Here is a 22,640-nt window from a genome sequence, read left to right as displayed (position 1 = left end):
GCGATCTCGTCTTCCTTCCCGGGTCCTCGACCGCGTCATTGAATGAGTCCGCAGCCGCCGTACTCGGGCGAAAGAAGGCGTCACCGCACCCGAGATGTCCATCTGGAGGACATGGGCCGGGTCCGGACCGAGGTCTGTGAGATCGACGGCGAGGTCGTGCCGCAGGAGGAGATCGGCAAGGGCTACGAACTCACCGGGACGAGACTGTGCCCGTCACCGACGAGGAGCTCGATGAGATGCCGCTACCGACTGCAAAGGCGATCGAGATCGTTGCGTTCGTCGACGCGGGCAGCATCGACCCGATCCGGAACGACGACAGCTAGTGCCGCGCGATCGACGGCCAGATCGCAGCCAAAGCCCTGCACCCTTCTCTGCAGGGCGCTGGAACGCTCGGACAGGGTCGCCGCACCTACGCCCCTGTCTGGGTCGCCACGAAGTTGCGCTGGAAGCTGAGCGTGGACGACAAGGAGCGGACAGCGCCGACTCGCCGGTATTCAGTGGCCGGTGCGATCCTGCCCGCAAGGACGAGACCCGCCCCCGCCTTCGGGGCGCACCCGGTGCCCGTCATCCCTCGCCGCACCGTGCTCAGGCCCGTGCTTGGCCCTGGAGGTGTGAAGACTGGCGTCAGTCGGCGGACGATCAGCGGGGTGATGAGAACGACGGCGAGGAGGCGCAGGCTCTGTACGGTCGAGACGACCGCGACGTCGGCGTGGGAGGAGACGGCTGTGGCGAGGACTGCGTTGATCCCTCCCGGGGTGGTCGCGAGGTAGGCGTCGATGAAGGGGGTACCGGTCGTCCGAGAGAAGAGCCAGGCCAGCCCCGCGCATCCGAGGCAGACGGCTGCCGTCGCCGTCACGACGGATGGCAGTAGACGCCGTACGCGTATCAGGGTCTCGCGAGTGAAGCGCACCCCGACGTCCAGACCGACCAACGCGAAGACGAGGTTCTGCAGGACCCCGGTCGGGGCGAAGCCGGGCAGGACACCGCTGAGGGTGGCGGCCAGGGCCACGAGCATGGGACCGATCAGCGCAGGCGTGGGCAGCCGCAGCCGGCGGCCGACTGCGGCGCCCGCGACACAGATGGCAGCGAGGGTGAGTATGCCTGTCCCCTGCTGAGCCCCCGCGACCAGGTGGAGGAGGCCGCCGGGTGCTCCATTCCCGGCGGCGGACGGGCCCGAAGCGCCCGCCGGTGAGGCGGAGGTCATCCAGTGGGCGGCCAGTGGGGCGGTGGTCGCGACGAGTCCCACCCGCAGGTACTGGCTGAACGCGACGAGACGTACATCGGCCTTGAGTTCATCGGCGCAGGTGACGATCGCCGCCGAGCCGCCGGGCATGGTGCCGAGGACTGCGCTGGGGCGGCTGATCCGTCCCCGGCGTGCCATGAACCAGGCGACCGCGACACTGAGCGCGATCGTGGCCCCGGTGACGGCCGTCAGCGGTAGTGCGACGGGCGCCGCCGACCGCAGCGCCGACCACGTGAGGTAGCTGCCCATGAGAGTGCCCACCAGTGCCTGGGAGGCACGGTTGGCCGGTCCGGGCAACCGGTCGCGCACCACGCCGGACACCGCCAGTGCGGCGCCGACCAGCAACGAGGACAGCAGGTAGGGCGCCGGAACGCCAAGAAAGGAGGCTACGAGGCCGGCGGCGTACGCGCCGACGACGATCAGTGCCCAGCGTCCGGCGAGTGCCGGTCGAGGCCGACGGGTCTCGGCAGGGCCGGGGGCGGGCGCGGCGTCGGCAGCGGGAACGGACGACCGCGCTCGCTGGAGTGTGGGAGTCGGAGCCAACAGGACGCCTCTCGTCGAGTGGGTGGGCGCATCTCGTGGACTCCGCGTCGCACGAGATCACAGGACTCCCTACAGTGCGGGAAGCCTGCTGTGTGGAGCCTGAGAGCCGCTGAGAGCACGCTGAGAGCCGACGATTCGCCGACGCGAGTCGATCTAGACTCGTAGACGGGGATCGGCCTGTCGGCCGAACCCGATAGGTGCACGAGGAGACGGGCGTGCGGGTCCTGGTGGTTGAGGACGAACGGCATATCGCCGCCGCGGTCGAACGAGGTCTGCGCGCCGAAGGCTTCGGCGTGGACATCGCGGATGACGGCGAAAAGGGCCTGGTCTTGGCCCGCCACAACGACTACGCGGTGATCGTCCTCGACCTGATGCTCCCGGGACGCAACGGCTACGATGTCTGCCGCGCGCTGCGAGTCGACGACGTGACCACACCGGTGCTGGTCCTGACCGCCAAGGACGGCGAGTACGACGAGGCGGACGCACTCGATCTCGGCGCCGACGACTACCTCACCAAGCCCTTCTCCTTCGTCGTGCTGTTGGCCCGCATCCGCGCACTGTTGCGCCGCAGTTCCCCGCAACGCCCGGCCGTGCTGAGCGCCGGGGACCTCTGGCTGGACCCCGGTTCCCACCGCTGCGGCCGCGGCGCGGACGTCCTGGCTCTCACACCGCGCGAGTTCGGCCTGCTGGAGTTCCTCCTGCAGCACCCCGAAACCGTGGTGAGCAAGCACGAACTGCTCACCCAGGTCTGGGACGCGTGTTTCGACGGTGACCCGAACATCGTCGAGGTCTACGTCGGCTACCTTCGGCGCAAGATCGACACCCCGTACCGCCGCTCGGCCATCGAGACCGTGCGCGGCGTCGGATACCGTCTGGACGGCAAGGGCGGCTGAGCCGTGCGACGCCTGCTCCTCGGTGCCTTGGCGGGCCGGTGGCCGCGGCATTCCGGCACGCTCACCCTGCGGAAGCGGGTGACCCTGTGGGCCACCTCGATCGTGGCCGCGGCGATGATCGTGGCCAGTCTCGGCCTGCTGTTCGGCCTGAGGCACTCCATGTGGAGCAACCTGGACGGTACTGCAGGACAACGCGTCGCCGATGTCGCGTCCCTCGTCCAGTACCACCCACTGCCGGTGCGCATCCCCTCCAACGGCGGTGACGCGGACGTGGTGGAGGTCATGGACTCCGCAGGACGGGTGCTGGCCAGTTCCGACGACGACATCCGCCCCGGCATGCCCAGCGGTTTCCCGCACCCGCTGCCGGCGGAGGTCACCGCGGGCCACGCCGCCACACTGCCCGGCCTGTACATCGGCGATGGGGGCGACTTCCGGGTCGTGGGCCAGCAGGTCCGTGTCGAGGGGCGTCCGGCCACCATTGTGGCGGCGGTGTCCCTCCGCCAGGCCGAGTCCGCCCTCTCCAGCCTGGCCACCGGCCTCGCGATCGGTGCTCCGGCGCTGACCGCGCTGGTCGCGTGGACGGTCTCGCGCACGGCCGGACGTACTCTGCGCCCGGTGGAGACGCTGCGCCGCCAGGTCATCGACATCGGGGCTACCGACCTGCACCGCCGCCTGGACCTGCCGGCCTCCCAGGATGAGGTCCACGCACTGGCCGTCACGCTCAACGACATGCTCGCCCGGCTCGACGAGGCGTCCGCCGCGCAACGACGCTTCGTCGCCGACGCCGCCCACGAGTTGCGCAGCCCGCTCACCGCGATCCGCGCCCAGTTGGAGGTCATGGCCGCCTATCCCGACCCGCGGCGTGACCCTCTCGCCGCCGCGAGCCTGCTTGAGGACGCCCTACGCCTGAACGATCTCGTCGAGGACCTTCTGGCCCTGGCCCGCAGCGAGGATCCCGCGTCGCAACGGCCGGACACCGTGGTCGACCTCGACGAGGTCGTCCTCGCCGAGGTGCGGCGCCAGCGACGCCTGACCTCCACCCGCATCGATGCCCGCCGGGTCTCGGCCGGGCGGGTGCGGGGGGACCCGGAGGCCTTGCGCCGCGTCGTCCGCAACCTTCTCGACAACGCCCGCCGTCACGCCGTCGACCAGGTGCAGGTGGCGCTCGGCGTACGCCTTGGCCTCGTCGAGCTCACGGTCAGCGACGACGGCTCAGGCATCCCGGCCGCCTACCGCGCCCATGTCTTCGAGCGCTTCACCCGCCTGGACGAGGCCCGTTCCCGTGAGGCGGGCGGCTCAGGCCTCGGCCTTGCCATTGTCGGCAAGGTCGTCACCGCCCACGGGGGCGCCGTATGCGCCGAGGAGGATCCGCCACCTGCGGAGGGCGGGCTCGGCGGTGCCCGTCTCGTTGTGCGGCTGCCGCTGGCGCACGCGCGGGGTGGGAGCTGACCGGCGGTGGGCTGGATACGCTGAGCGAGGATCGAGTAGCAGGAGGGGAAGGTGGGGATGTCCGGCAGGTCATTCAGCGCGCGGGCGAGGCAGGCGATGGACCCTCAGTGGCCGTGGTGAAGCCGCGTCGCGTGAGTGCGGCAGCCAGGTGTCGCTCGGACTCGGCGATCGTGACGCTCAGTCGGCTGTTCTGCCCAGGCCGGCGCTTTGTCGCTCAGCGCGGGGTGCGCCGGGTCGACCTGCAGCAAGAGGTCGTGTGACCCTGGGATCCTCGCTCAGATGGTGGATGGTCAAGAAAGAGAAAGAGCACGCTGGCGCTGCAGATCGGCCACATCCGGTCGCTCAGGCGGCGCGGCGGGCGCGGCCGCCCAGGGCGTGAGGGATCACCGATCCTCTGACCGTACGATCGTGAAGGCGGCGCCCTCCGGGTCCGCGACCGTCGCGACGCGCCCGCTCGACCCGTCCCTCGGGGGCTGCAGTACGTGCCCCCCGAGGTCCACCACCCGCGCGGCTGCCTCGTCGGTGTCGACGACCTCGAAGTACGTCATCCAGTGCGGGCCCCGGTCGCGCGGCAGGGCGCGGCCGACGCCGTGCAGCGAGGCCACCGGGCGGCCGTTCAGGTGCAGGGTCTGGTAGTCGAAGTCGGCCGAGACCACCGCCTCGACGTCGTAGCCGAAGACCGCCTGGTAGAACTTGGCGACCGTCGAGGTCTCGCGGGTCACCAGCTCGTTCCAGACCGGGGTGCCGGGGACCCGCGCCAGCGCCGTACCGAGGTGCGCGGCGGCCTGCCAGATCCCGAAGACCGCACCGCTGGGGTCGGAGGCGATGGCAAGCCGTCCGGCCTCGCCGGCGTCCAGCGGTCCCACGGCGACGGTGCCGCCGCAGGACCGGATCGTCTCCGCCGTGACGTCGGCGTCGTCGGTGGCCAGATAGGTCGTCCAGGCGACCGGCAGGTGCCGTTCCGGTGGCAGCTGCCCGATACCCGCGACCTCCTTCCCGTCGATCAGCGCCCGCACGTACGGGCCCAGCTGCTGTGGGCCGGGCCCGAACTCCCAGCCGAACAGTTCGGCGTAGAACTTCTGGGTCGTGGACAGGCCGTGCACGATCAGACTCACCCAGCAAGGTGTTCCGGGTGTGCGCCGAACGGCAGCCTCGGTCATCGTCACTCTCTCCTCGGACCATCGTGGTGGCCGTACGGGGGAACGGGGCCGACGCGCCGACCGGCGGTGCGGGATGTGTGCGCCCCGTGCAGATGCTTGCACCACCCGGCGCGCGATGCGCCCCGGCCGCGCCGCATGTTCCCGGATCTCGACAGAGGGAGTCCGTTTTGATGCGGTACGTCCGTTTCAGTGTTGTTACAGGTGAGCAGGCTGTTGCGCGAGGATGGCACCCATGAAGCCCATCATCTCCGCATTCGAATGTGCGAGCGAGTCGGCGGGGCCACGTCCGCCGGTGCTCCTGGACGTGCGTTGGCAGCTCGGTGGACCGCACGGCCGACCCGACTACGAGGCCGGGCACATCCCCGGTGCGGTCTTTGTCGATCTGGACGCGGAACTCGCCGGTCCGCCAGGCAGTGGCGGCCGTCATCCGCTGCCCGACCCCGAGGAATTCGGCGCCGCGATGCGCCGCGCCGGGGTGTCCCGCGACACTCCGGTCGTTTTGTACGACGGCGGTCAGGGCTGGGCCGCGGCACGCGCCTGGTGGCTGCTGCGCTGGACGGGCCACCCGGACGTCCGCGTGCTGGACGGCGGTCTCGCCACCTGGGACGGTGAGCTCTCCACCGAGTCGCCCACCCCGGCCGAGGGCGACTTCAGGCCCGAACCGGGTGCGCTGCCCCTGCTGGACGCGGAAGGCGCGGCGGCCCTGGCCCGCTCCGGACTGCTGCTCGACGCGCGGGCCGCGGAGCGCTACCGCGGCGACGTGGAGCCGATCGACCGGGTCGGCGGCCACATCCCCGGAGCGGTCTCGGCCCCGACGTCCGAGAACACCAGTGGTGACGGGCGGTTCCTGCCCGCGGAGGCGCTGGCCGCCCGCTTCAGGGAACTCGGCACCGACGGGGCGCCGGAAGTCGGCGTCTACTGCGGCTCCGGGGTCTCCGGCGCGCACGAGGTGCTGGCCCTGGCTGTCGCGGGAATCCCCGCCGCGCTGTATGCGGGCTCCTGGTCCGAGTGGTCCGCCGACGAGTCCCGGCCGGTGGCCACGGGTCCCGACCCGCAGTAGCGCCGCTATCCGGAACTGCCGCGATCGGTTCCGGAAGCAGACCGCACGAGGGCCCGTACGCAGCGGCGTACGGGCCCTCGTCATGCCACGGTCACCCGGGTCAGTCCTGCTTCTTGCGGCGGGTGCCGAAGACGATCTCGTCCCAGCTCGGCACCGCGGCCCGGCGGCCCGGACGGACACCGTCCGCCTCCGCCTGGCGGTCCGTCGTCCCGGTCAACCGGTCGCGGTGACCGGCCACCGCGCGCGGCATCAGCACATCCGCATAAGCGGAACCGGCGCCCGCGGAGGCTGCCGCAGCCGGCGGCTCGTCGGCCTCCGGCTCCTGCGCGGCGGGCTCGGTCGTCGGCGGCTCGGGCCGCTCCGGCACCACCATGTCGCCACGGAAGCTCGGTACGGCCTCCAGCAGGCTGGTCAGTGAGTCACGCTCACCGGCCGAGACTCCGACGATGTGCTCCTCCGGCTCGGGTGGAGGTGGCGGAGTAGGCCGTTCCATCTGACGGTCGAGCGCACGGTCCAGCGGCCGGTCGCGCGGCAGCCGGGCGATCCGAGGCACGAACGGGAAGCTCGGCTCGGGCGCGGCGACATCGTCGGTCTCGCCGATCAGGGAACGTGCCTCGTCGTCCACGGCCTGGACCAGCCGTCGCGGCGCGTCGTACGTCCAGCTCGCCGAGTGCGGCTCGCCCGCGACCCGGTACACCAGCAGGACTTCCCAGGTGCCGTCGTCACGACGCCAGGAGTCCCACTGGACGGTTTCCTTGTCGGCGCCGCGCAGCAGGAGACGTTCCTGCACCGCCTCGCCGAGCTGGGGGCCGGTGTTCTCGCCGGGACGGCGCACGGGAGTCTTCCGGGCCCGCTCGGCCATGAAGGCGCGCTCCGCGAGGACGGGGCCCTCGAAGCGACGGACACGGTCGACCGGAATCCCGGCGAACTGAGCGACCTCCTCCGCGGAGGCACCGGCTCGTATCCGGGCCTGGATGTCGCGGGGGCGGAGGTGGCTCTCCACCTCGATCTCGATCTGGCCGAGCCGCGCGCGGTCGTTGCGCACAGCGGCGCGCAGCCGCTCGTCGATCGGAAGCGTGTACTCCGTGCTGTCCGCAGCCTTGAGCACCAGTCGTGTGCCGTCGTTGGAGACGGCCACGACACGCAGTTCGGGCATGGGGACCTCCCGGGTGGTGCCTGCCGACGTCACGTGCGTCGCTGCTTCCGCTAGTCGAGTGTGGCCTGCCCGGGTGCAGCCTGCCACAACATTGGCGTGTTGCCCGGCGTGTCGGGCGTGAGCCCTGGATCGCCGGTATGACACGGTGACCTTTGCGCAACGCTGAGTGACCAAATGTCACCCGGCGTAGCTGGCCCTCGTGCGATGCCGTGGCGCCGCCGGATCGAGTGCCGCCTTCGGCCCCGCCCCGAAGGTCCCGGACCCCACGTGGGAGTCCGGCCCCAGGGCTCGCCACAGTACTCCATTCGGGCCACGTGGGTGGACCGGCGCGCCGCCGAACTTCTCGGCGGATGCGGGAGTCCACCTACCCAACTGGCCGCGAAATGCCCATGATGCGTGTCCTGCTTCACAGAATCACCTGAAGTGGAACTATTCACTTCGCCCAATTGTCCCTTCCTGTTGCATGGTGGGAGAGATGTCAATCAAGGGCTGGAAATGGTGCAGAAGCCGGAAAGTGACACAGAACCCAGAGAAAGGCGTATCGATCTGAGCCTGCCGCAGGTTGCCGGCAGTGCAGTGGCAGCGGTCGCGGCGGCAGTGGCGGCCTCGCAACTGGGCGTGTACGGAACGATTCTCGGCGCCGGAGTGATGAGCATCGTCGCCACCTGCGGCGGCTCGGTTTTCCAGCACTTCTTCCGTCGCACGGGCGAGCAGATCCGTGAGGTCACGGTCCAGGCGAAGTTCACGGGCCGGGAGACCCGCGGGACGCGTGAGATGCGGGACGCGTACGGCGCGCCGGATCCGCAGGAGGTACGCGCGGCACGCGACGTGGCGGAGCGCGAGACATGGGCTGGTCAGCGGTCGCCCGACGGATCCGCGGACGCAACGGCGGTGCTGCGCACGGTGGCGGCCGACCCTGACCGTACGCAGCTGCTGAAGCCGCTCGCCGATCACGAGACCCAGCTGCTGAAGCCCCTCGGCACGGACAGGACCCAGCTGCTCACGTCTCTCGGCACGGACAGGACCCAGCTGTTCGAGTCACGCGCCGGGGACGGCGCCCGGCGGGCGGCGCCGCACGGCGCGGCCCCGGACGAGGAGTTCTCCGCGTCGACCACCCATGGCACCCGCATCCGCGGGTGGAAGCGGTCGGCCGTCGGGGCCGCAGCGGTCTTCGCCGTGTCGATGGCCGGGATCACCACGTACGAGCTCGTCTCCGGCGGCGATCTGAGCGGTGGCCAGGGAACGACCGTGGGATCCGTCGTACGCGGCGGGGAGCGGGGATCGGGGCCCGCCGAACCGGCACCGCCCGTCAGCACCGGCCCGGAGCAGGGGCGGACGCCCGGTCAGGAGAGCGGCGGGACGCCGGGCGCGGACTCGCAGGGCGGGCAGAGCCCGAGCCCCGGCACCGGCCAGGGCGACCGGTCCACAGCCGAGCCGACGCCCACGCCCACACCGTCGAACTCGGGCGGCGGTCCGACGGCCCCGGCTCCCACGCCCACTCCGGCGGCGTCCGGCGACTCCAGCAGCGTCGCCCCGGACCCCACCGGTGCGGGCATCGCCCCGGGGCAGCAGGCACCGGCCACGACCGGCACGGGCACCGGCCGGTGACCGGCCGCCGTGCCGGTCAGTCGCCCAGGACCCGGCGCAGATAGTCGTTGGCGAAGAGCCGGTCCGGGTCCAGCCGGTCGCGCACGGCGGTGAACTCGCCGAACCGCGGGTACACCCCGGCCAGGTACTCCGCATCGCGGGTGTTGACCTTGCCCCAGTGCGGGCGGCCGCCGTGCGCGGTCATGATCCGCTCGACCGCGGTGAAGTACGCCTGGTAGGGCGTGCCCTTGTACAGATGGACGGCGATGTACGCGCTCTCCCGGCCCGAGGCCGTGGAGAGCGCGATGTCGTCCGTGGGGGCCGTGCGGACCTCCACCGGGAAGCTGATCCGCAACGGTGAGCGGTCGACCATCGCCCTGACCTCGCGCAGCGCCTCCGTCGCGGCCTCGCGCGGCAGGGCGTACTCCATCTCGACGAAGCGGACCCGGCGCGGGCTGGTGAAGACCTTGTACGGGATGTCGGTGTACGTACGGGCCGACAGGGCACGGCTGGAGAGCTGGGCGATCGACGGGATGGTGGCGGGAACCGCCCGGCCGAGCGAACAGGCCACCTGGAAGATCCCGTTGGAGAGAAGCTCGTCCTCGATCCAGCCGCTGACCCTCCCGGGCGGAGCGGCGGGGCCCGCGCTGCGGTTGTTGCGCTTGGTGTTGCAGTTGCCGGTGTGCGGGAACCAGTAGAACTCGAAGTGCTCGTTCTCGGCGACCAGTTCGTCGAAGTCGGCCGTGACCTTGTCGAAGGTCATCGGCTCCTCGCGGGCCGTCAGCAGAAAGACCGGCTCCACGGCGAAGGTGATCGCCGTGATGACACCGAGTGCGCCGAGCCCGATCCGGGCGACGGCGAAGATGTCGGCGTTCTCCTTCTCGGAGCAGGTCAGCACCGTGCCGTCCGCCGTGACCAGTTCGAGGGCGCGGATCTGGGCGGATATGGATGCCGAGTCGCGGCCGGTGCCGTGGGTGCCGGTCGAGGTGGCCCCGGCGACGGTCTGCTCCATGATGTCGCCCATGTTGGTGAGCGACAGGCCCTCCCGGGCGAGCGCGACGTTGAGCCGCTTCAGTGGGGTGCCGGCCTCGACGGTCACCGTCATCGCCGTGCGGTCGATCTCGCGGATGCCGGTGAGCAGATCGGGGCGGATCAACAGGCCGTCGGTGGCGGCGGTCGCGGTGAAGGAGTGGCCGGTGCCGACCGGCTTCACCTTCAGGCCGTCCTCGGACGCCCGGCGCAGCGCCTCGGCGAGCTCGTCCACGGAGGCGGGGGAGACGGTCCGTGCCGGACGCGCGGTTACATTCCCCGCCCAGTTACGCCACGCGCTCGTCGTCGTCCGTGCGTAGGTGTCGCTCATCTTCCCCGCGCCTTCCCGTAGGAACCGGCTTGGCAAGCCGGCGATACCCCAGGAACGCCACCGCGGCCGCGAGCGCTCCCGCCACGGTGGGCACCGCGTACCCCGCCTTCGCCCCGGACGCGTCGACGACCCAGCCGGCGGCCGAGGAGCCGAGCGCCACGCCGACCGCGAGCCCGGTACTGGTCCAGGTCATGCCCTCGGTCAGCTTGGTGCGCGGTACGTGCTGCTCGACGAGGGCCATGGTGGTGACCATCGTCGGTGCGATGGCGAGACCCGCGACAAAGAGCGCCACGGCCAGGAACGGCAGGCTCCCGGCCAGTTGGAGGGGGATCATACTCACGGCCATGGCGCACACCCCCACCAGCCACCTGGTGGACGCCCTCCCCTTGGGACGGAGCAGTCCGAAGACGGCTCCGGCGAGGCAGGACCCCAGCGCGTACACGGCCAGCACCAGGCTCGCTGCGGCCTTGTGCCCCTGGTCCTCGGCGAAGGCCACCGTCACCACATCGACCGCACCGAAGATCGCGCCGGTCGCCACGAAGGTGCCGACGAGAACCTGGAGACCGGGGGAGCGCAGCGCCGAGCCGTCGGTGTGCTGCTCGCGCGGATGCGGGACCGGCTCGGTGGCGCGCTGGGCGGTCAGCCAGACGACGCCGACCAGCAGGAACCCGGCGGCCAGCAGTGGACCCGCCTCCGGGAACCAGGCAGTGGACAGGCCGATCGAGATGATCGGCCCGAAGATGAAGCACACCTCGTCGACGATCGACTCCCACGAGTACGCCGTGTGCAACTGCTGCGGCGAGCCCCGGTAGATCTCCGCCCAGCGGGCCCGGATCATCGACCCCACACTGGGCACGCAGCCGGCCCCGGCGGCGAACACGAAGAGGGTCCAGTCCGCCAGGCGCTGCTGCGCGCAGATCAGCAGCCCGGCCACCGCCGCCAGCGCGACGAGGGTGACGGGGCGCAGGATGCGGCGCTGCCCGTGCCGGTCGACCAGCCGGGAGACCTGCGGTCCCAGCACCGCCGCCGACATCGCCAGCGTCGCGGAGAGCGCGCCCGCGAGACCGTAACGGCCGGTGATCTGGGACACCATGGTCACCACACCGATGCCCATCATGGACAGAGGCATCCGGCCGAGGAATCCGGCCGCCGAGAACCCCTTGGTGCCGGGGGCGGCGAAGATCGCGCGGTAGGGACTGGGCAAGGAGGGCTCCGGTACAGCGAGGTCGCACGGGGGGTCAGGGATGTGTGTCATGCGTGAAGGTGGCCGACACAGCTTACGGGCGGCGAACGGCGACCGGCACCGGGGCGGATGCCGGGTCACGGGCACGCCGGTGGATGTCGGTTGGAGCGCTGTCGCAGGCGGGTGGCAGGATCGTTGCCATGTCCGATCTGCGCGCTCCCGCTCCCTACGACGCCCTGTTGCTGCTCTCCTTCGGTGGACCCGAGGGCCCGGACGACGTGGTCCCGTTCCTGGCGAACGTGACCCGTGGCCGCGGCATCCCCGAGGAGCGGCTGAAGGAGGTCGGCAAGCACTACTTCCTGTTCGGCGGCGTCAGCCCGATCAATGCCCAGAACAGGGCCCTGCTGGACGCCCTGCGCAAGGACTTCGCGGACCACGGACTCGATCTGCCGGTGTACTGGGGCAACCGCAACTGGGCGCCGTACCTCACCGACACTCTGCGCGAGATGGTTGCCGACGGACACCGCCGCATCGCCGTCCTCGCCACCAGCGCCTACGCCTCGTACTCCGGCTGCCGCCAGTACCGCGAGAACCTCGCCGAGTCGCTGGCCGTGCTGGAGGCCGAGGGGCTGCCGGTGCCACGCGTGGACAAGCTCCGGCACTACTTCAACCATCCGGGCTTCGTCCGGCCCATGGTGGACGGTGTCCTCGCGTCCCTGGCCGAGCTTCCGGAAGGGGCCAGGGTCGGGGCGCACCTCGCCTTCACCACACACTCCATCCCCGTCTCCGCCGCCGACGCCTCCGGCCCCGAGGAGGCGCACGGCGACGGCGGCGCGTATGTCGCCGAGCATCTCGACGTCGCTCGGATGATCGTCGACGCGGTGCGCGAGGAGACCGGAGTCACGTACCCCTGGCAGCTCGTCTACCAGTCGCGCAGCGGAGCCCCGCACATCCCCTGGCTGGAGCCCGACATCTGCGACCACCTGGAGGCGCTCCACGGGGCGGGCGTGCCCGCTGTGGTGATGGCCCCCATCGGCTTCGTCTCGGACCACATGGAGGTCCTGTACGACCTCGACACCGAGGCCACCGCGAAGGCCGCCGAGCTCGGTCTGCCGGTGCGGCGGTCCGCGACGGTCGGTGCGGATCCTCGGTTCGCCGCAGCCGTGCGCGAGCTGGTCCTGGAGCGCGCCGCCACCGAGCGGGGACGCACGGTGGAGCGGTGCGCGTTGGGGGCGCTCGGCCCGAGCCACGATCTCTGCCCCGTTGGCTGCTGCCCGGCCCGTGCCCTCAAGCCCGCCGCGGCGGGCGCCGACAGTCCCTACGCCTAGGAGCGTTGTACCTCTGTGACCCCTGTGACTCCTGTGCCCTCTGTGGCCGACCCCGTCCTGTCCGAACTGCTCGGTCTCGCCCTGGAGGCCGCCCGGCGCGCCGGTGCGCTGCTCCGCGACGGCCGCCCCGCCGATCTCGGGGTGGCCGCGACCAAGTCCAGCCCCATCGACGTCGTCACCGAGATGGACATCGCCGCCGAGAAGCTGATCACCGGCTTCCTCGCCGAGCGCCGCCCCCAGGACGGCTTCCTCGGCGAGGAGGGTGCCAGCTCCGCGGGCAGCAGCGGCATCCGCTGGGTCATCGATCCGCTCGACGGCACGGTGAACTACCTCTACGGGCTGCCGACCTGGGCCGTCTCCGTCGCAGCGGAACGGGACGGCGAGCGTGTCGTGGGGGTGGTGGAGGCCCCGATGCGCTGTGAGACGTACCACGCGGTCCTCGGTGGCGGTGCGTACGCAAAGGGCGGTGCGTACGGCGACGGCGCCGCGCTGCGCACCCGGCCCGCACCGCCGCTCGACCAGGCGCTGGTCTCGACCGGCTTCAACTACGTCACCGCCGTCCGTACGCACCAGGCGGACGTCGCTCAGCAGCTGATCCCGAAGCTCCGCGACATCCGGCGCAGCGGCTCCGCCGCCGTCGATCTCTGCGATGTCGCCGCGGGCCGGCTGGACGGCTACTACGAGCGCGGGCTCCACCCCTGGGACCTCGCCGCAGGTGACCTGATCGCCCGGGAGGCCGGCGCCCGCACCGGCGGCCGGCCCGGACTGCCTGCCGACGGCGACCTGACGGTCGCCGCGTCACCGGGTGTCTTCGAGCCCCTGCAGGCCCTCCTGGAGGACCTGGGCGCCTGGCACGACTGACGCACCCGCCCGCAAAGCGCCTGGTGCGCGCTGTGGCGGGCGTTCACGGACAGCACAGGGCCCCCGGCGTCTCCATGACGCCGGGGGCCCTCTGCCGACTGCTCAGACGGCCGTGACGCCGACTTCGACACCGTGCTCGGCGGCGAGGCGGTGCAGGTCGTCCAGCTCTCCCTGCTCGACATCCGCGAGGAAGTCGTCGCCCGTCTCGCGAGCCCTGGTGAGGTCGGACTCGGTGGTCTTGATTCTCTGCAGCAGACCTGCGGTGAAAGCGTCCATGGTGCGCCCCCTCATCGTGGGTCGGTGGCACGGGGGTGTGCCCGGGTTTCCCTCCGCCAGGGGCGGTAGGGCGGGTGATCACGCACTCTCCGGGGACGGAGCGGCCGTGGCGCGCCACATGCATGGCGTGATCGCGGGTGTGAATTCGTCTTCCCCAGGCCCTGGCTCAGAGAAACCTCAACTGGCCCGGAAATCCGGTGAATTCCCGGAAGCCGCAGGTCGCACCGCGCCGCCTTACCGCCGGTTTATACGCGTTGCGGGCAGGATGGTGCCGCACAGACAGTGCTTCTGAGCCGGTCCGATCACGGTCCGTGGGCTCATTCGGACGTTCTGAAGTTTCTAAGGAAGGACAGCGCCGTGCGTGTACTCGTCGTGGAGGACGAGCAGCTGCTCGCCGATGCGGTGGCCACCGGACTGCGCCGGGAGGCCATGGCGGTCGACGTCGTGTACGACGGCGCGGCGGCCCTGGAGCGCATCGAGGTCAACGACTACGACGTCGTGGTGCTGGACCGGGACCTCCCCCTGGTGCACGGCGACGACGTCTGCCGCCGGATCGTCGAGCTCGGCATGCCGACCCGGGTGCTCATGCTCACCGCCTCCGGGGACGTCAGCGACCGGGTGGAGGGCCTGGAGCTCGGCGCCGACGACTACCTCCCCAAGCCGTTCGCCTTCAGCGAGCTGACCGCGCGGGTGCGGGCCCTGGGGCGCCGCACGACGGTCGCGCTGCCGCCCGTCCTGGAGCGCGCCGGCATCAAGCTGGACCCCAATCGCCGCGAGGTCTTCCGCGACGCGCAGGAGATCCAGCTCGCGCCGAAGGAGTTCGCGGTGCTGGAGGTCCTGATGCGCAGCGAGGGCGCGGTCGTCTCCGCGGAGCAGCTGCTGGAGAAGGCGTGGGACGAGAACACCGACCCGTTCACCAATGTGGTGCGGGTGACGGTCATGACCCTGCGCCGCAAACTCGGGGAGCCACCGGTCATCGTCACCGTACCCGGCTCCGGTTATCGGATCTGAGGCCCGGTGTCCGCCGTTCCGGCGCCGCCGACAGCGCCCCCGAAACCCACTTGGGACCCCAAACAGCTGGAGCCCCCGTACCCCTGGCTGCGCCCGACCATCCGGATACGACTCACGCTTCTGTACGGCGGGATGTTCCTGATCGCCGGCATCCTGCTGCTCTCGATCATCTACATGCTGGCCGCCCAGGCCCTGCACGTGGGCAGTGAGCTGCCGTTCAAGGTCGTCAGCGGCCAGGTCTCCAGCGATCTGTGCAACCTCTCGGGAGAGGGGTCGTCACCGGCTGCCGTCAACGCGGCCATGAACACGTGTGTCAACCATCAGCGCCAGCAGGCGCTCGACACCCTCCTGAACCGTTCGCTGCTGGCCCTTGTCGGTCTGAGCGTCATCGCCTTCGCCTTCGGCTACGCCATGGCGGGCCGGGTGCTCTCGCCGCTGGGCCGCATCACCCGCACCGCCCGCCGGGTGGCCGGGACGGACCTGTCCCGGCGGATCGAGCTGGACGGTCCCGACGACGAGCTCAAGGAGCTCGCCGACACCTTCGACGACATGCTCGACCGGCTGGAGCGGGCCTTCACCGCGCAGCAGCGGTTCGTCGGGAACGCCTCGCACGAGCTGCGTACCCCGCTCGCGATCAACCGCACGCTGCTGGAGGTCCATCTCTCCGACCCGGAGGCTCCGCCGGAGCTCCAGCAGCTCGGCAAGACCCTGCTGGCCACCAACGAGCGCAGCGAGCAGCTGGTCGAGGGGCTGTTGCTGCTCGCCCGCAGCGACAACCAGATCATCGAGCGCAAACCGGTCGACCTCGCGGAGGTCGCCACGCGCGCGCTCGACCAGACCCGGGCCGAGGCCGAGCAGAAGGGCGTGGAGATCCGTGAGGAGATCGTGCCCGCCGTCGTCCAGGGCAACGGTGTCCTGCTGGAGCGGATCGCGCTTAACCTCGTACAGAACGCCGTGCGCTACAACGTCCGGGAGGAGGGCTGGGTGGAGGTCACCACCGAGCTGCAGCCCGGCCAGGCGCTGCTGGTGGTCTCGAACACCGGTCCCGTGGTGCCTGCGTACGAGATCGACAACCTCTTCGAGCCCTTCAGGCGGCTCCGTACGGAGCGAACGGGCAGCGACAAGGGGGTCGGGCTCGGCCTGTCGATCGCGCGGTCCGTGGCGCGTGCTCACGGCGGCCGTATCATCGCGGAACCCCGTGAGGGTGGTGGTCTCGTGATGCGCGTCACCCTGCCGGTCTGAGAGGCTGAGTCGAGCGACACGCACAGGGATTACTTCGTTCGCTTTGAGCGGAATTTTCGGGACCCGTGCCCGCAGGATCCGTGTGTGATCGATCACAGGAGCGAATTTCGGGCGTTCCACGCTCCGTGACCAGGCCTCCCACCCAAAATCCCGCAAAAGTCGGGGTTTTCGGGGGCCGATATCACGGGAAGTACACGGGGTGGCGCCCGTGAAGCGCAGCATTCGGACCGTGTACGGTCCCCATCGCCACCCAAGCCGACCACTCCGGAGAGGTCCGCTCGGGTGTCGATTGAGTAACAGACCTTGATGTGAGGCAAAATCTCCGCCTCGGGTCGGGCACAAGTCCGGCCTCTCACGCGTTACGTGCGCTGAGACACCGCAGACACCCAGAGGGGGAGAGCGACACATGGCAACGGATTACGACACCCCACGCAAGACCGATGACGACGTCGACCAGGACAGCCTTGAGGAACTCAAGGCCCGTCGGAGCGACAAGACGGCGTCCGCCGTCGACGTCGACGAGTTCGACGCGGCAGAAGGACTGGAGCTCCCCGGAGCGGACCTGTCCAATGAGGAACTCGCCGTCAGGGTCCTGCCCAAGCAGGCCGACGAGTTCACCTGCATGAGTTGTTTCCTCGTGCACCACCGCAGCCAGCTGGCCCGCGAGAAGAACGGCCAGCCGATCTGCCGCGACTGCGACTAGGTCCGGTCGGACGTGGCAGGCGACACACCGTTCCGGAAGCGGCGCTTGCGACGCAAGCCGTCGGAGGCGAATCAGGGCGGTACAGGCCCGGCAGAAGGCGTAGCACCCTTTGCCGAGCGGTCCGCCCTGCCACCCTCCGCGGGCGCATCTGACGACGAGCGAGGCCGTTCGGCCTCGCTCGAAGCAGTGGAAGCCGCAATCGCTGCGGAGACAGGACGGGCAGTACCAGCAGCCGGTGCGGCCGACGGGGCCGAGCAGACCGGCAGGACGGAGCCCGTGACCGGGGCAGGCCGTCTGCAATCAGTCAAACGGGGCGTACGCAAGGGCGGGGAGAGCGCCAGGACGGCGATCGGTCATATCGCCGACCGGATCGTCGAGGCCGCTCCCCGCGTCCCCGTACGCGACCTCGCCACCCTGCGCAGGCAGTTCCCGGGCCTCGGCCCCGAGGAACTCGCCGACAAGCTCGTCGCAGGCGCGTGCAAGGGCACCGCCACCGTCGGCGCCGGTATCGGTGCGGCGGCCATGATGCCCGTACCGCCCGCCATGTTCACCGAGCTGGCCGCGGAGATCACCGGCGTGGCCGCGATCGAGATGAAGCTCGTGGCCGAACTGCACGAGGTCTACGGCCTGCGCCCGCCGGGCGGCCTCACCCAGCGCAGCACCGCGTACCTCACGTCGTGGACGGAGGAGCGCGGCATCGACGTCACCCATCCGACGACGATCGATACGGCGCTCGGCGGCCGGATGAAGCGGGAGCTGCGCCAGCAGATCGTGAAGCGCATGATGCGCAATCTGCCGAACCTGATCCCCTTCATGGTCGGCGCCGCCGTCGGCGCGACGATGAACCGGCGCGACACGAAGAAGCTTGCCGAACGGGTCAGGAAAGACCTGCGCAAGACTCAGGTCCCATGGGACCGGCTCCCGGAGCTGCCGCCCCTGGAGCGGCCGCGGAAGCTGCACAAGGACCTCCCGAAGGAGATCGAGGACTGAGGGCTGTCCCGGCGGCCCCGCAGAGGCGCGGAACCGCTATGCGGCCCGCACCGCCGTGAGCGCCGCCACCAAGGCCTGCGGCTCGCGAGTCGACAGATAGACGTACGGAGTCGGGTCCTCCGGGTCCGTGACCTCCACCCGCACCGCCGTCTGGATGTAGCTGCGCTGCAGCATGAAGGCGCGGGTGTCCGCCTTGTACGTGCGCCACGCGCGCGCCTCCTCGCCCTCCAGCGCCTCCGCCTCGCCGAGTGCCGTCACCGGGATCCGGGCGTCACCAGCGACCAGGGCGCCCGCCACCACCCGGATCCGGGCGGAGCCGTACGAGCTGACCGTGAGCGAGGCCAGCGCGGTGCCGCCGACCAGGCCGGCCAGCAGTGGCAGGGTGCCCAGCGGCAGCAGCATCAGGGCGCAGGCGACCCCCAACAGGAAGGCGAGGAACCACCATGAACGGGGTGCGGTCAGGCGTTCGTCGAAAGGCGGGGTGGAAGGCTGCATGAACCCAAGCTTGGCACGGCGCGACCCGCGGCTGCCCGCGCGGGTAAGGTCTGCGCCTGTGAGTGGAACATCTGCGGCTCTTCAGCCACCGGCCGACGCGGTGAAACCGGTTCGGCATCCCGACGCCCCGGTCCCCGGCGAGCTCCTCGGCGCGCACTACGAACACTGTTTCGGCTGCGGAGAAGGACAGCCGCACGGGCTGCACCTCCAGGCGCGGGCCGGCGAGGGTGTCAGCGTCACCGCCGAGTTCACGGTGAAGGCCGCCCACCAGGGAGCCCCGGGCCTTGCGCACGGCGGCGTCCTGGCGACGGCACTGGACGAGACGCTGGGCTCGCTGAACTGGCTGCTGCGGGTGATCGCGGTGACCGGGCGGCTGGAGACCGACTTCGTGCGGCCCGTGCCGGTCGACACCGTGCTGCACCTGGACGCCGAGGTCACCGCCGTGCACGGCCGGAAGATCTTCTCCCGGGCGACCGGCCGGATCGGCGGCCCGGACGGGCCCGTCGCGGTCCGCGCGGAGGCCCTCTTCATCGAGGTCAAGGTCGACCACTTCATCGAGAACGGCCGCCCCGCCGAGATCCAGGCGGCGATGGCCGACCCGGACCAGGTCAGGCGAGCCCGTGCCTTCGAGGTGAACCCCTGATGCGCCGCCCCGTCGACGTACTGCTTCGCCGGGTCGATCCGGAGGTGCCGATTCCGGCGTACGGGCACCCGGGCGACGCCGGGGTCGATCTGGTGACCACCGAGGCCGTCGAGCTCGCCCCGGGCGAACGCGCGATGCTGCCCACCGGCGTGTCGATCGCGTTGCCCGACGGGTACGCCGCGTTCGTGCATCCGCGGTCCGGCCTCGCGGCCCGCTGCGGAGTCGCCCTTGTCAATGCCCCGGGGACGGTTGATGCCGGGTACCGTGGAGAGATCAAGGTCATCGTCATCAATCTCGACCCGCGCAAGAGCGTGCGGTTCGAGAGGTTCGACCGGATTGCCCAACTGGTCGTCCAGCAGGTCGAGAAGGTGCGCTTCCACGAGGTGTCGGAACTGCCCGGCTCGGCGCGGGGCGAGGGCGGCTTCGGTTCCACCGGAGGGCATGCCACGGGTGATGTTGACGGCGTCAGGGGCGGGATCACCCAGGGCGGGAACAGCTACGCTTCGGTCGTACCCGACCGGGAAGGACAGTGACGTGTTCGGACGTCGCAAGAAGAGTGGTTCCGCCGAGGACGTGGCGGACGAAGCGCGCGAGGCCGAGCAGGTCGTCGACGAGCTCGACGACACCGACGCCGCCGAGAGCGGAGCGGGCCGGGTGAACCTCCCGCCGGCGCCGCGGCCGGACGGGCCGTGGGACATCGACGAGGTCTCCCAGCCCGGCGAGGGCCGGGTCGACCTGGGCGGCATCTTCGTGCCCGGGGTCGACGGCATGGAGCTGCGCGTCGAGGTCGCCGGTGACGCGATCGTGGCCGCCACCGTCGTGCTGCGTGACAGCGCGATCCAGCTGCAGGCCTTCGCCGCCCCCAAGAAGGAGGGCATCTGGGGCGAGGTCCGCGAGGAGATCGCTGCCGGTATCACCCAGCAGGGCGGGATCATCGACGAGGTCGAGGGCCCGCTGGGCTGGGAGCTGCGGGCACAGGTCCCCGTGCAGCTCCCGGACGGGACGAACGGCGTGCAGCTAGTGCGCTTCGTCGGCGTCGACGGGCCGCGCTGGTTCCTGCGCGGAGTGATCTCCGGCCAGGGCGCCGTGCAGCCGCAGGCCGCCGGGCTGCTGGAGACGATCTTCCGGGACACTGTGGTCGTCCGTGGCGAGGGCCCGATGGCCCCGCGCGACCCGATCGTCCTCAAGCTCCCCAATGACGCCCAGATGGTGCCCGAGGGCGTGCAGCAGGAGGACCAGGAGAGCTCGAAGTTCTCCGGTGGCATGGGCCAGCTCCAGCGCGGGCCCGAGATCACCGAGGTGCGCTGAACCGCCTCCCGGGGCGTGTGACAGCTTCGGCCGGTGGGCCGTACTTCCCTTCGAGGGAGGTGCGGCCCACCGGCTTTTGCATGCCTGAGGAGCGCGCCTGAGGAGCGCGCGACGGAGTGTGCGACGGAGCGCGCTCACCGGCGCGTGTATGGGGCGCGTATGCGGCACGTATGGGCGCCGTCAAGGGCGCGACCTTCCCCGTAAGGAAGCCATCAACGCAGGTCACGGGGGCTTCGGACGGGGGTTTGCTCAAGGGGTCCGAGAATCCGAACCTCATCTAGGAGCACACGGTGGCCGATCTGGCCTTCGTCGTCACCACGATCGCGGTCTTCGCGCTGGTGGCTCTTGTCGCCAAGGGGGTGGCGAAGCTGTGACTGCCGAGAACATCGTCGGTCTGATCGTGGCCGTCGCCCTGCTGGGCTATCTCGTCCTCGCCCTTCTGTACCCGGAGAGGTTCTGAGCCCGATATGAGCCCCGTCCTCGCTGGTGTGCTCCAGCTGCTCGCGCTCGTCGTGGCGCTGGGTCTGGCGTACCGTCCGCTCGGCGACTACATGGCCGGCGTCTACTCCTCGAAGAAGCACCTCCGGGTCGAGAAGTGGATATACAGGGCTATCGGCGCCAACCCCGACACGGAGATGCGCTGGCCCGCCTATCTCCGCGGCGTCCTCGCGTTCTCCGCGGTGAGCGTCCTCTTCCTGTACCTGCTGCAGCGGCTCCAGGGCAGCCTGCCCGGCTCGCTCGGCTTCTCCTCGATCGACCCCGATCAGGCGTTCAACACGGCGGCCTCCTTCGTGGCGAACACCAACTGGCAGTCGTACTACGGCGAGCAGGCCATGGGCCATGTCGTCCAGACCGGCGGCCTCGCGGTGCAGAACTTCGTCTCGGCCTCCGTCGGCATCGCCGTCGCGGTGGCGCTCGTCCGGGGCTTCGCCCGCTCCCGCACCGGTGAGCTCGGCAACTTCTGGTCCGACCTGGTGCGCGGCACGATACGGATCCTGCTGCCGATCGCCGTGATCGCCGCGCTCGTGCTCGTGGCGTGCGGGGCCATCCAGAACTTCTCCGGCATCCACGGGGTCGGGCAGTTCATGGGCGGCTCGCAGCAGTGGAACGGCGGTGCGGTCGCCTCGCAGGAGGCCATCAAGGAGCTGGGCACCAACGGCGGCGGTTACTTCAACGCCAATTCGGCGCACCCCTTCGAGAACCCCAACGGGTTCTCGAACCTCCTTGAGATCTTCCTGATCCTGGTCATCCCGTTCTCGCTGACCCGCACCTTCGGGCGGATGGTCGGCTCGCTGAAGCAGGGCTACGCGATTCTCGCGGCGATGGGCATCATCTGGCTCGGCTTCACGGCGCTGATGATGTGGACCGAGTTCGCCCATCACGGACCCGCGTTCGACATCGCGGGCGGGGCGATGGAGGGCAAGGAGACCCGCTTCGGGGTCGGCGGATCGTCGATCTTCGCCGTGGCCACCACGCTGACCTCGACCGGAGCGGTGAACTCCTTCCACTCCTCGTTCACCGGCCTCGGCGGAGGCATCGCCATGCTGGGCATGCAGCTCGGCGAGATCGCCCCCGGTGGTACCGGCTCCGGCCTCTACGGCATGCTGATCATGGCGATCATCGCGGTGTTCATCGCGGGCCTGATGGTCGGCCGCACCCCCGAGTACCTCGGCAAGAAGATCGGCACCCGCGAGATCAAGCTCGCGGCCTGCTACATCCTCATCACCCCGGCACTGGTGCTCTGCTTCACCGCGGCGGCGATGGCCCTGCCCACCCCGGTCCATTCGATGACCAACTCCGGTGCGCACGGCTTCTCCGAGATCCTGTACGCCTACACCTCCGGCGCCAACAACAACGGTTCGGCATTCGCCGGGCTCAACGCGGACACCCAGTGGTTCAACACCACGATCGGGCTCGCGATGCTGCTGGGCCGGTTCCTGCCCATGGTCTTCGTCCTGGCTCTGGCCGGCTCGCTCGCCGAGCAGCGGCCCGTACCGGCGACCGTCGGCACACTCGGCACCCACAAGCCGCTCTTCAGCGGACTGCTGGTCGGCACGATCATGATCGTCGCCGGGCTGACCTACTTCCCGGCCCTGGCGTTGGGGCCGCTGGCCGAGGGGCTGGCGTCATGACCACCACACGTACGCAA

The 22,640-nt window shown here is 70.5% G+C and carries 22 protein-coding genes and 1 pseudogene; 16 read left to right on the top strand and 7 right to left on the bottom strand.

Annotated elements, in window-relative coordinates; genetic code table 11:
• Nucleotides 1-96: 96 nt before the first annotated feature.
• A pseudogene (locus OG395_RS18580) lies at nt 97-405 on the top strand (Ku protein); the annotation flags it as partial.
• A 4-nt stretch (nt 406-409) separates the two neighbouring features.
• On the opposite strand, the gene OG395_RS18575 reads toward OG395_RS18580, so the two are convergent.
• The gene (locus OG395_RS18575; RefSeq protein WP_327243966.1) at nt 410-1,786 is read right to left on the bottom strand and encodes an AbrB family transcriptional regulator; all 1,377 of its coding nucleotides are present in this window, start codon (nt 1,784-1,786) and stop codon (nt 410-412) included.
• A 215-nt stretch (nt 1,787-2,001) separates the two neighbouring features.
• On the opposite strand from OG395_RS18575, the gene OG395_RS18570 reads away from it, so the two are divergent.
• Entirely contained in the window at nt 2,002-2,679 is a 678-nt protein-coding gene (locus OG395_RS18570) for a response regulator transcription factor (protein WP_327243965.1), read from the top strand.
• Nucleotides 2,680-2,682: 3 nt separating this feature from the next.
• Nucleotides 2,683-4,128: a sensor histidine kinase gene (locus OG395_RS18565; RefSeq protein ID WP_327243964.1), complete on the top strand. Its 1,446-nt coding sequence runs from the start codon at nt 2,683-2,685 to the stop codon at nt 4,126-4,128.
• 383 nt (nt 4,129-4,511) lie between these two features.
• On the opposite strand, the gene OG395_RS18560 is transcribed toward OG395_RS18565, so the two are convergent.
• Nucleotides 4,512-5,288 carry a VOC family protein gene (locus OG395_RS18560; protein WP_266980682.1) on the bottom strand — a complete coding sequence of 259 codons (777 nt, stop codon included), beginning with the start codon at nt 5,286-5,288 and terminating at the stop codon, nt 4,512-4,514.
• A gap of 232 nt (nt 5,289-5,520) precedes the next feature.
• Here OG395_RS18560 and OG395_RS18555 point away from each other — a divergent pair, with 232 nt between their 5' ends.
• The gene (locus tag OG395_RS18555; protein WP_327243963.1) at nt 5,521-6,348 is read left to right on the top strand and encodes a sulfurtransferase; all 828 of its coding nucleotides are present in this window, start codon (nt 5,521-5,523) and stop codon (nt 6,346-6,348) included.
• A 100-nt stretch (nt 6,349-6,448) separates the two neighbouring features.
• Here the strand turns inward: OG395_RS18555 and sepH are convergent, their stop codons facing one another.
• Nucleotides 6,449-7,504, bottom strand: a complete 1,056-nt coding sequence (gene sepH / locus OG395_RS18550; protein ID WP_327243962.1) for a septation protein SepH — start codon at nt 7,502-7,504, stop codon at nt 6,449-6,451.
• A 495-nt stretch (nt 7,505-7,999) separates the two neighbouring features.
• Between sepH and OG395_RS18545 the strand changes: the two genes are divergently transcribed.
• Nucleotides 8,000-9,112, top strand: coding sequence for a hypothetical protein (locus OG395_RS18545; protein ID WP_327243961.1), 1,113 nt, complete (start codon nt 8,000-8,002; stop codon nt 9,110-9,112).
• Nucleotides 9,113-9,128: 16 nt separating this feature from the next.
• Here OG395_RS18545 and OG395_RS18540 read toward each other — a convergent pair whose 3' ends face one another.
• Both OG395_RS18540 and OG395_RS18535 read right to left on the bottom strand, forming a co-directional pair.
• Nucleotides 9,129-10,451: a D-arabinono-1,4-lactone oxidase gene (locus OG395_RS18540; protein WP_327243960.1), complete on the bottom strand. Its 1,323-nt coding sequence runs from the start codon at nt 10,449-10,451 to the stop codon at nt 9,129-9,131.
• Complete coding sequence (locus tag OG395_RS18535; protein WP_327243959.1) at nt 10,408-11,655, bottom strand: MFS transporter; 1,248 nt, start codon at nt 11,653-11,655, stop codon at nt 10,408-10,410. Before OG395_RS18535 ends, OG395_RS18540 begins: the two co-directional genes overlap by 44 nt.
• A 179-nt stretch (nt 11,656-11,834) precedes the next feature.
• Between OG395_RS18535 and OG395_RS18530 the strand changes: the two genes are divergently transcribed.
• Both OG395_RS18530 and OG395_RS18525 read left to right on the top strand, forming a co-directional pair.
• On the top strand, nt 11,835-12,962 hold the full coding sequence (locus OG395_RS18530) for a ferrochelatase (protein WP_327243958.1): 1,128 nt from the start codon (nt 11,835-11,837) through the stop codon (nt 12,960-12,962).
• 42 nt (nt 12,963-13,004) lie between these two features.
• Nucleotides 13,005-13,823 carry an inositol monophosphatase family protein gene (locus OG395_RS18525; RefSeq protein WP_327243957.1) on the top strand — a complete coding sequence of 273 codons (819 nt, stop codon included), beginning with the start codon at nt 13,005-13,007 and terminating at the stop codon, nt 13,821-13,823.
• Between the two features lie 102 nt (nt 13,824-13,925).
• Here OG395_RS18525 and OG395_RS18520 read toward each other — a convergent pair whose 3' ends face one another.
• On the bottom strand, nt 13,926-14,099 hold the full coding sequence (locus tag OG395_RS18520) for a hypothetical protein (RefSeq protein ID WP_266980668.1): 174 nt from the start codon (nt 14,097-14,099) through the stop codon (nt 13,926-13,928).
• Nucleotides 14,100-14,456: 357 nt separating this feature from the next.
• On the opposite strand from OG395_RS18520, the gene OG395_RS18515 reads away from it, so the two are divergent.
• The 4 genes from OG395_RS18515 (at nt 14,457) to OG395_RS18500 (ending at nt 18,045) form a co-directional block, all read left to right on the top strand.
• Nucleotides 14,457-15,110 (top strand): response regulator transcription factor, encoded by a 654-nt coding sequence (locus OG395_RS18515; protein ID WP_266980666.1) that lies wholly within the window; start codon nt 14,457-14,459, stop codon nt 15,108-15,110.
• A 6-nt stretch (nt 15,111-15,116) separates the two neighbouring features.
• Nucleotides 15,117-16,352, top strand: coding sequence for a sensor histidine kinase (locus OG395_RS18510; RefSeq protein ID WP_266980664.1), 1,236 nt, complete (start codon nt 15,117-15,119; stop codon nt 16,350-16,352).
• A 406-nt stretch (nt 16,353-16,758) separates the two neighbouring features.
• Complete coding sequence (locus tag OG395_RS18505; RefSeq protein WP_003965732.1) at nt 16,759-17,055, top strand: DUF4193 domain-containing protein; 297 nt, start codon at nt 16,759-16,761, stop codon at nt 17,053-17,055.
• Nucleotides 17,056-17,067: 12 nt separating this feature from the next.
• Nucleotides 17,068-18,045, top strand: coding sequence for a hypothetical protein (locus OG395_RS18500; protein WP_327243956.1), 978 nt, complete (start codon nt 17,068-17,070; stop codon nt 18,043-18,045).
• 36 nt (nt 18,046-18,081) lie between these two features.
• Here OG395_RS18500 and OG395_RS18495 read toward each other — a convergent pair whose 3' ends face one another.
• Complete coding sequence (locus tag OG395_RS18495; protein WP_327243955.1) at nt 18,082-18,540, bottom strand: DUF3093 domain-containing protein; 459 nt, start codon at nt 18,538-18,540, stop codon at nt 18,082-18,084.
• A 58-nt stretch (nt 18,541-18,598) separates the two neighbouring features.
• Between OG395_RS18495 and OG395_RS18490 the strand changes: the two genes are divergently transcribed.
• The 5 genes from OG395_RS18490 (at nt 18,599) to kdpA (ending at nt 22,623) form a co-directional block, all read left to right on the top strand.
• Complete coding sequence (locus tag OG395_RS18490; protein WP_327243954.1) at nt 18,599-19,183, top strand: PaaI family thioesterase; 585 nt, start codon at nt 18,599-18,601, stop codon at nt 19,181-19,183.
• Nucleotides 19,183-19,716 (top strand): dUTP diphosphatase, encoded by a 534-nt coding sequence (dut, locus tag OG395_RS18485; RefSeq protein ID WP_327243953.1) that lies wholly within the window; start codon nt 19,183-19,185, stop codon nt 19,714-19,716. The genes OG395_RS18490 and dut overlap by 1 nt, the downstream gene beginning before the upstream one ends.
• A gap of 1 nt (nt 19,717) precedes the next feature.
• Nucleotides 19,718-20,491, top strand: coding sequence for a DUF3710 domain-containing protein (locus OG395_RS18480; RefSeq protein WP_266980654.1), 774 nt, complete (start codon nt 19,718-19,720; stop codon nt 20,489-20,491).
• A 370-nt stretch (nt 20,492-20,861) separates the two neighbouring features.
• The gene (kdpF, locus tag OG395_RS18475; protein ID WP_037701211.1) at nt 20,862-20,951 is read left to right on the top strand and encodes a K(+)-transporting ATPase subunit F; all 90 of its coding nucleotides are present in this window, start codon (nt 20,862-20,864) and stop codon (nt 20,949-20,951) included.
• A 7-nt stretch (nt 20,952-20,958) separates the two neighbouring features.
• Complete coding sequence (kdpA, locus tag OG395_RS18470; RefSeq protein ID WP_327243952.1) at nt 20,959-22,623, top strand: potassium-transporting ATPase subunit KdpA; 1,665 nt, start codon at nt 20,959-20,961, stop codon at nt 22,621-22,623.
• The last annotated feature ends 17 nt before the right edge of the window (nt 22,624-22,640 follow it).

Origin of the sequence: Streptomyces sp. NBC_01320, from assembly GCF_035974375.1 — a bacterium.
GTDB lineage: Bacteria > Actinomycetota > Actinomycetes > Streptomycetales > Streptomycetaceae > Streptomyces > Streptomyces yanii.
This window is presented reverse-complemented; position numbering and strand designations above follow the sequence as displayed.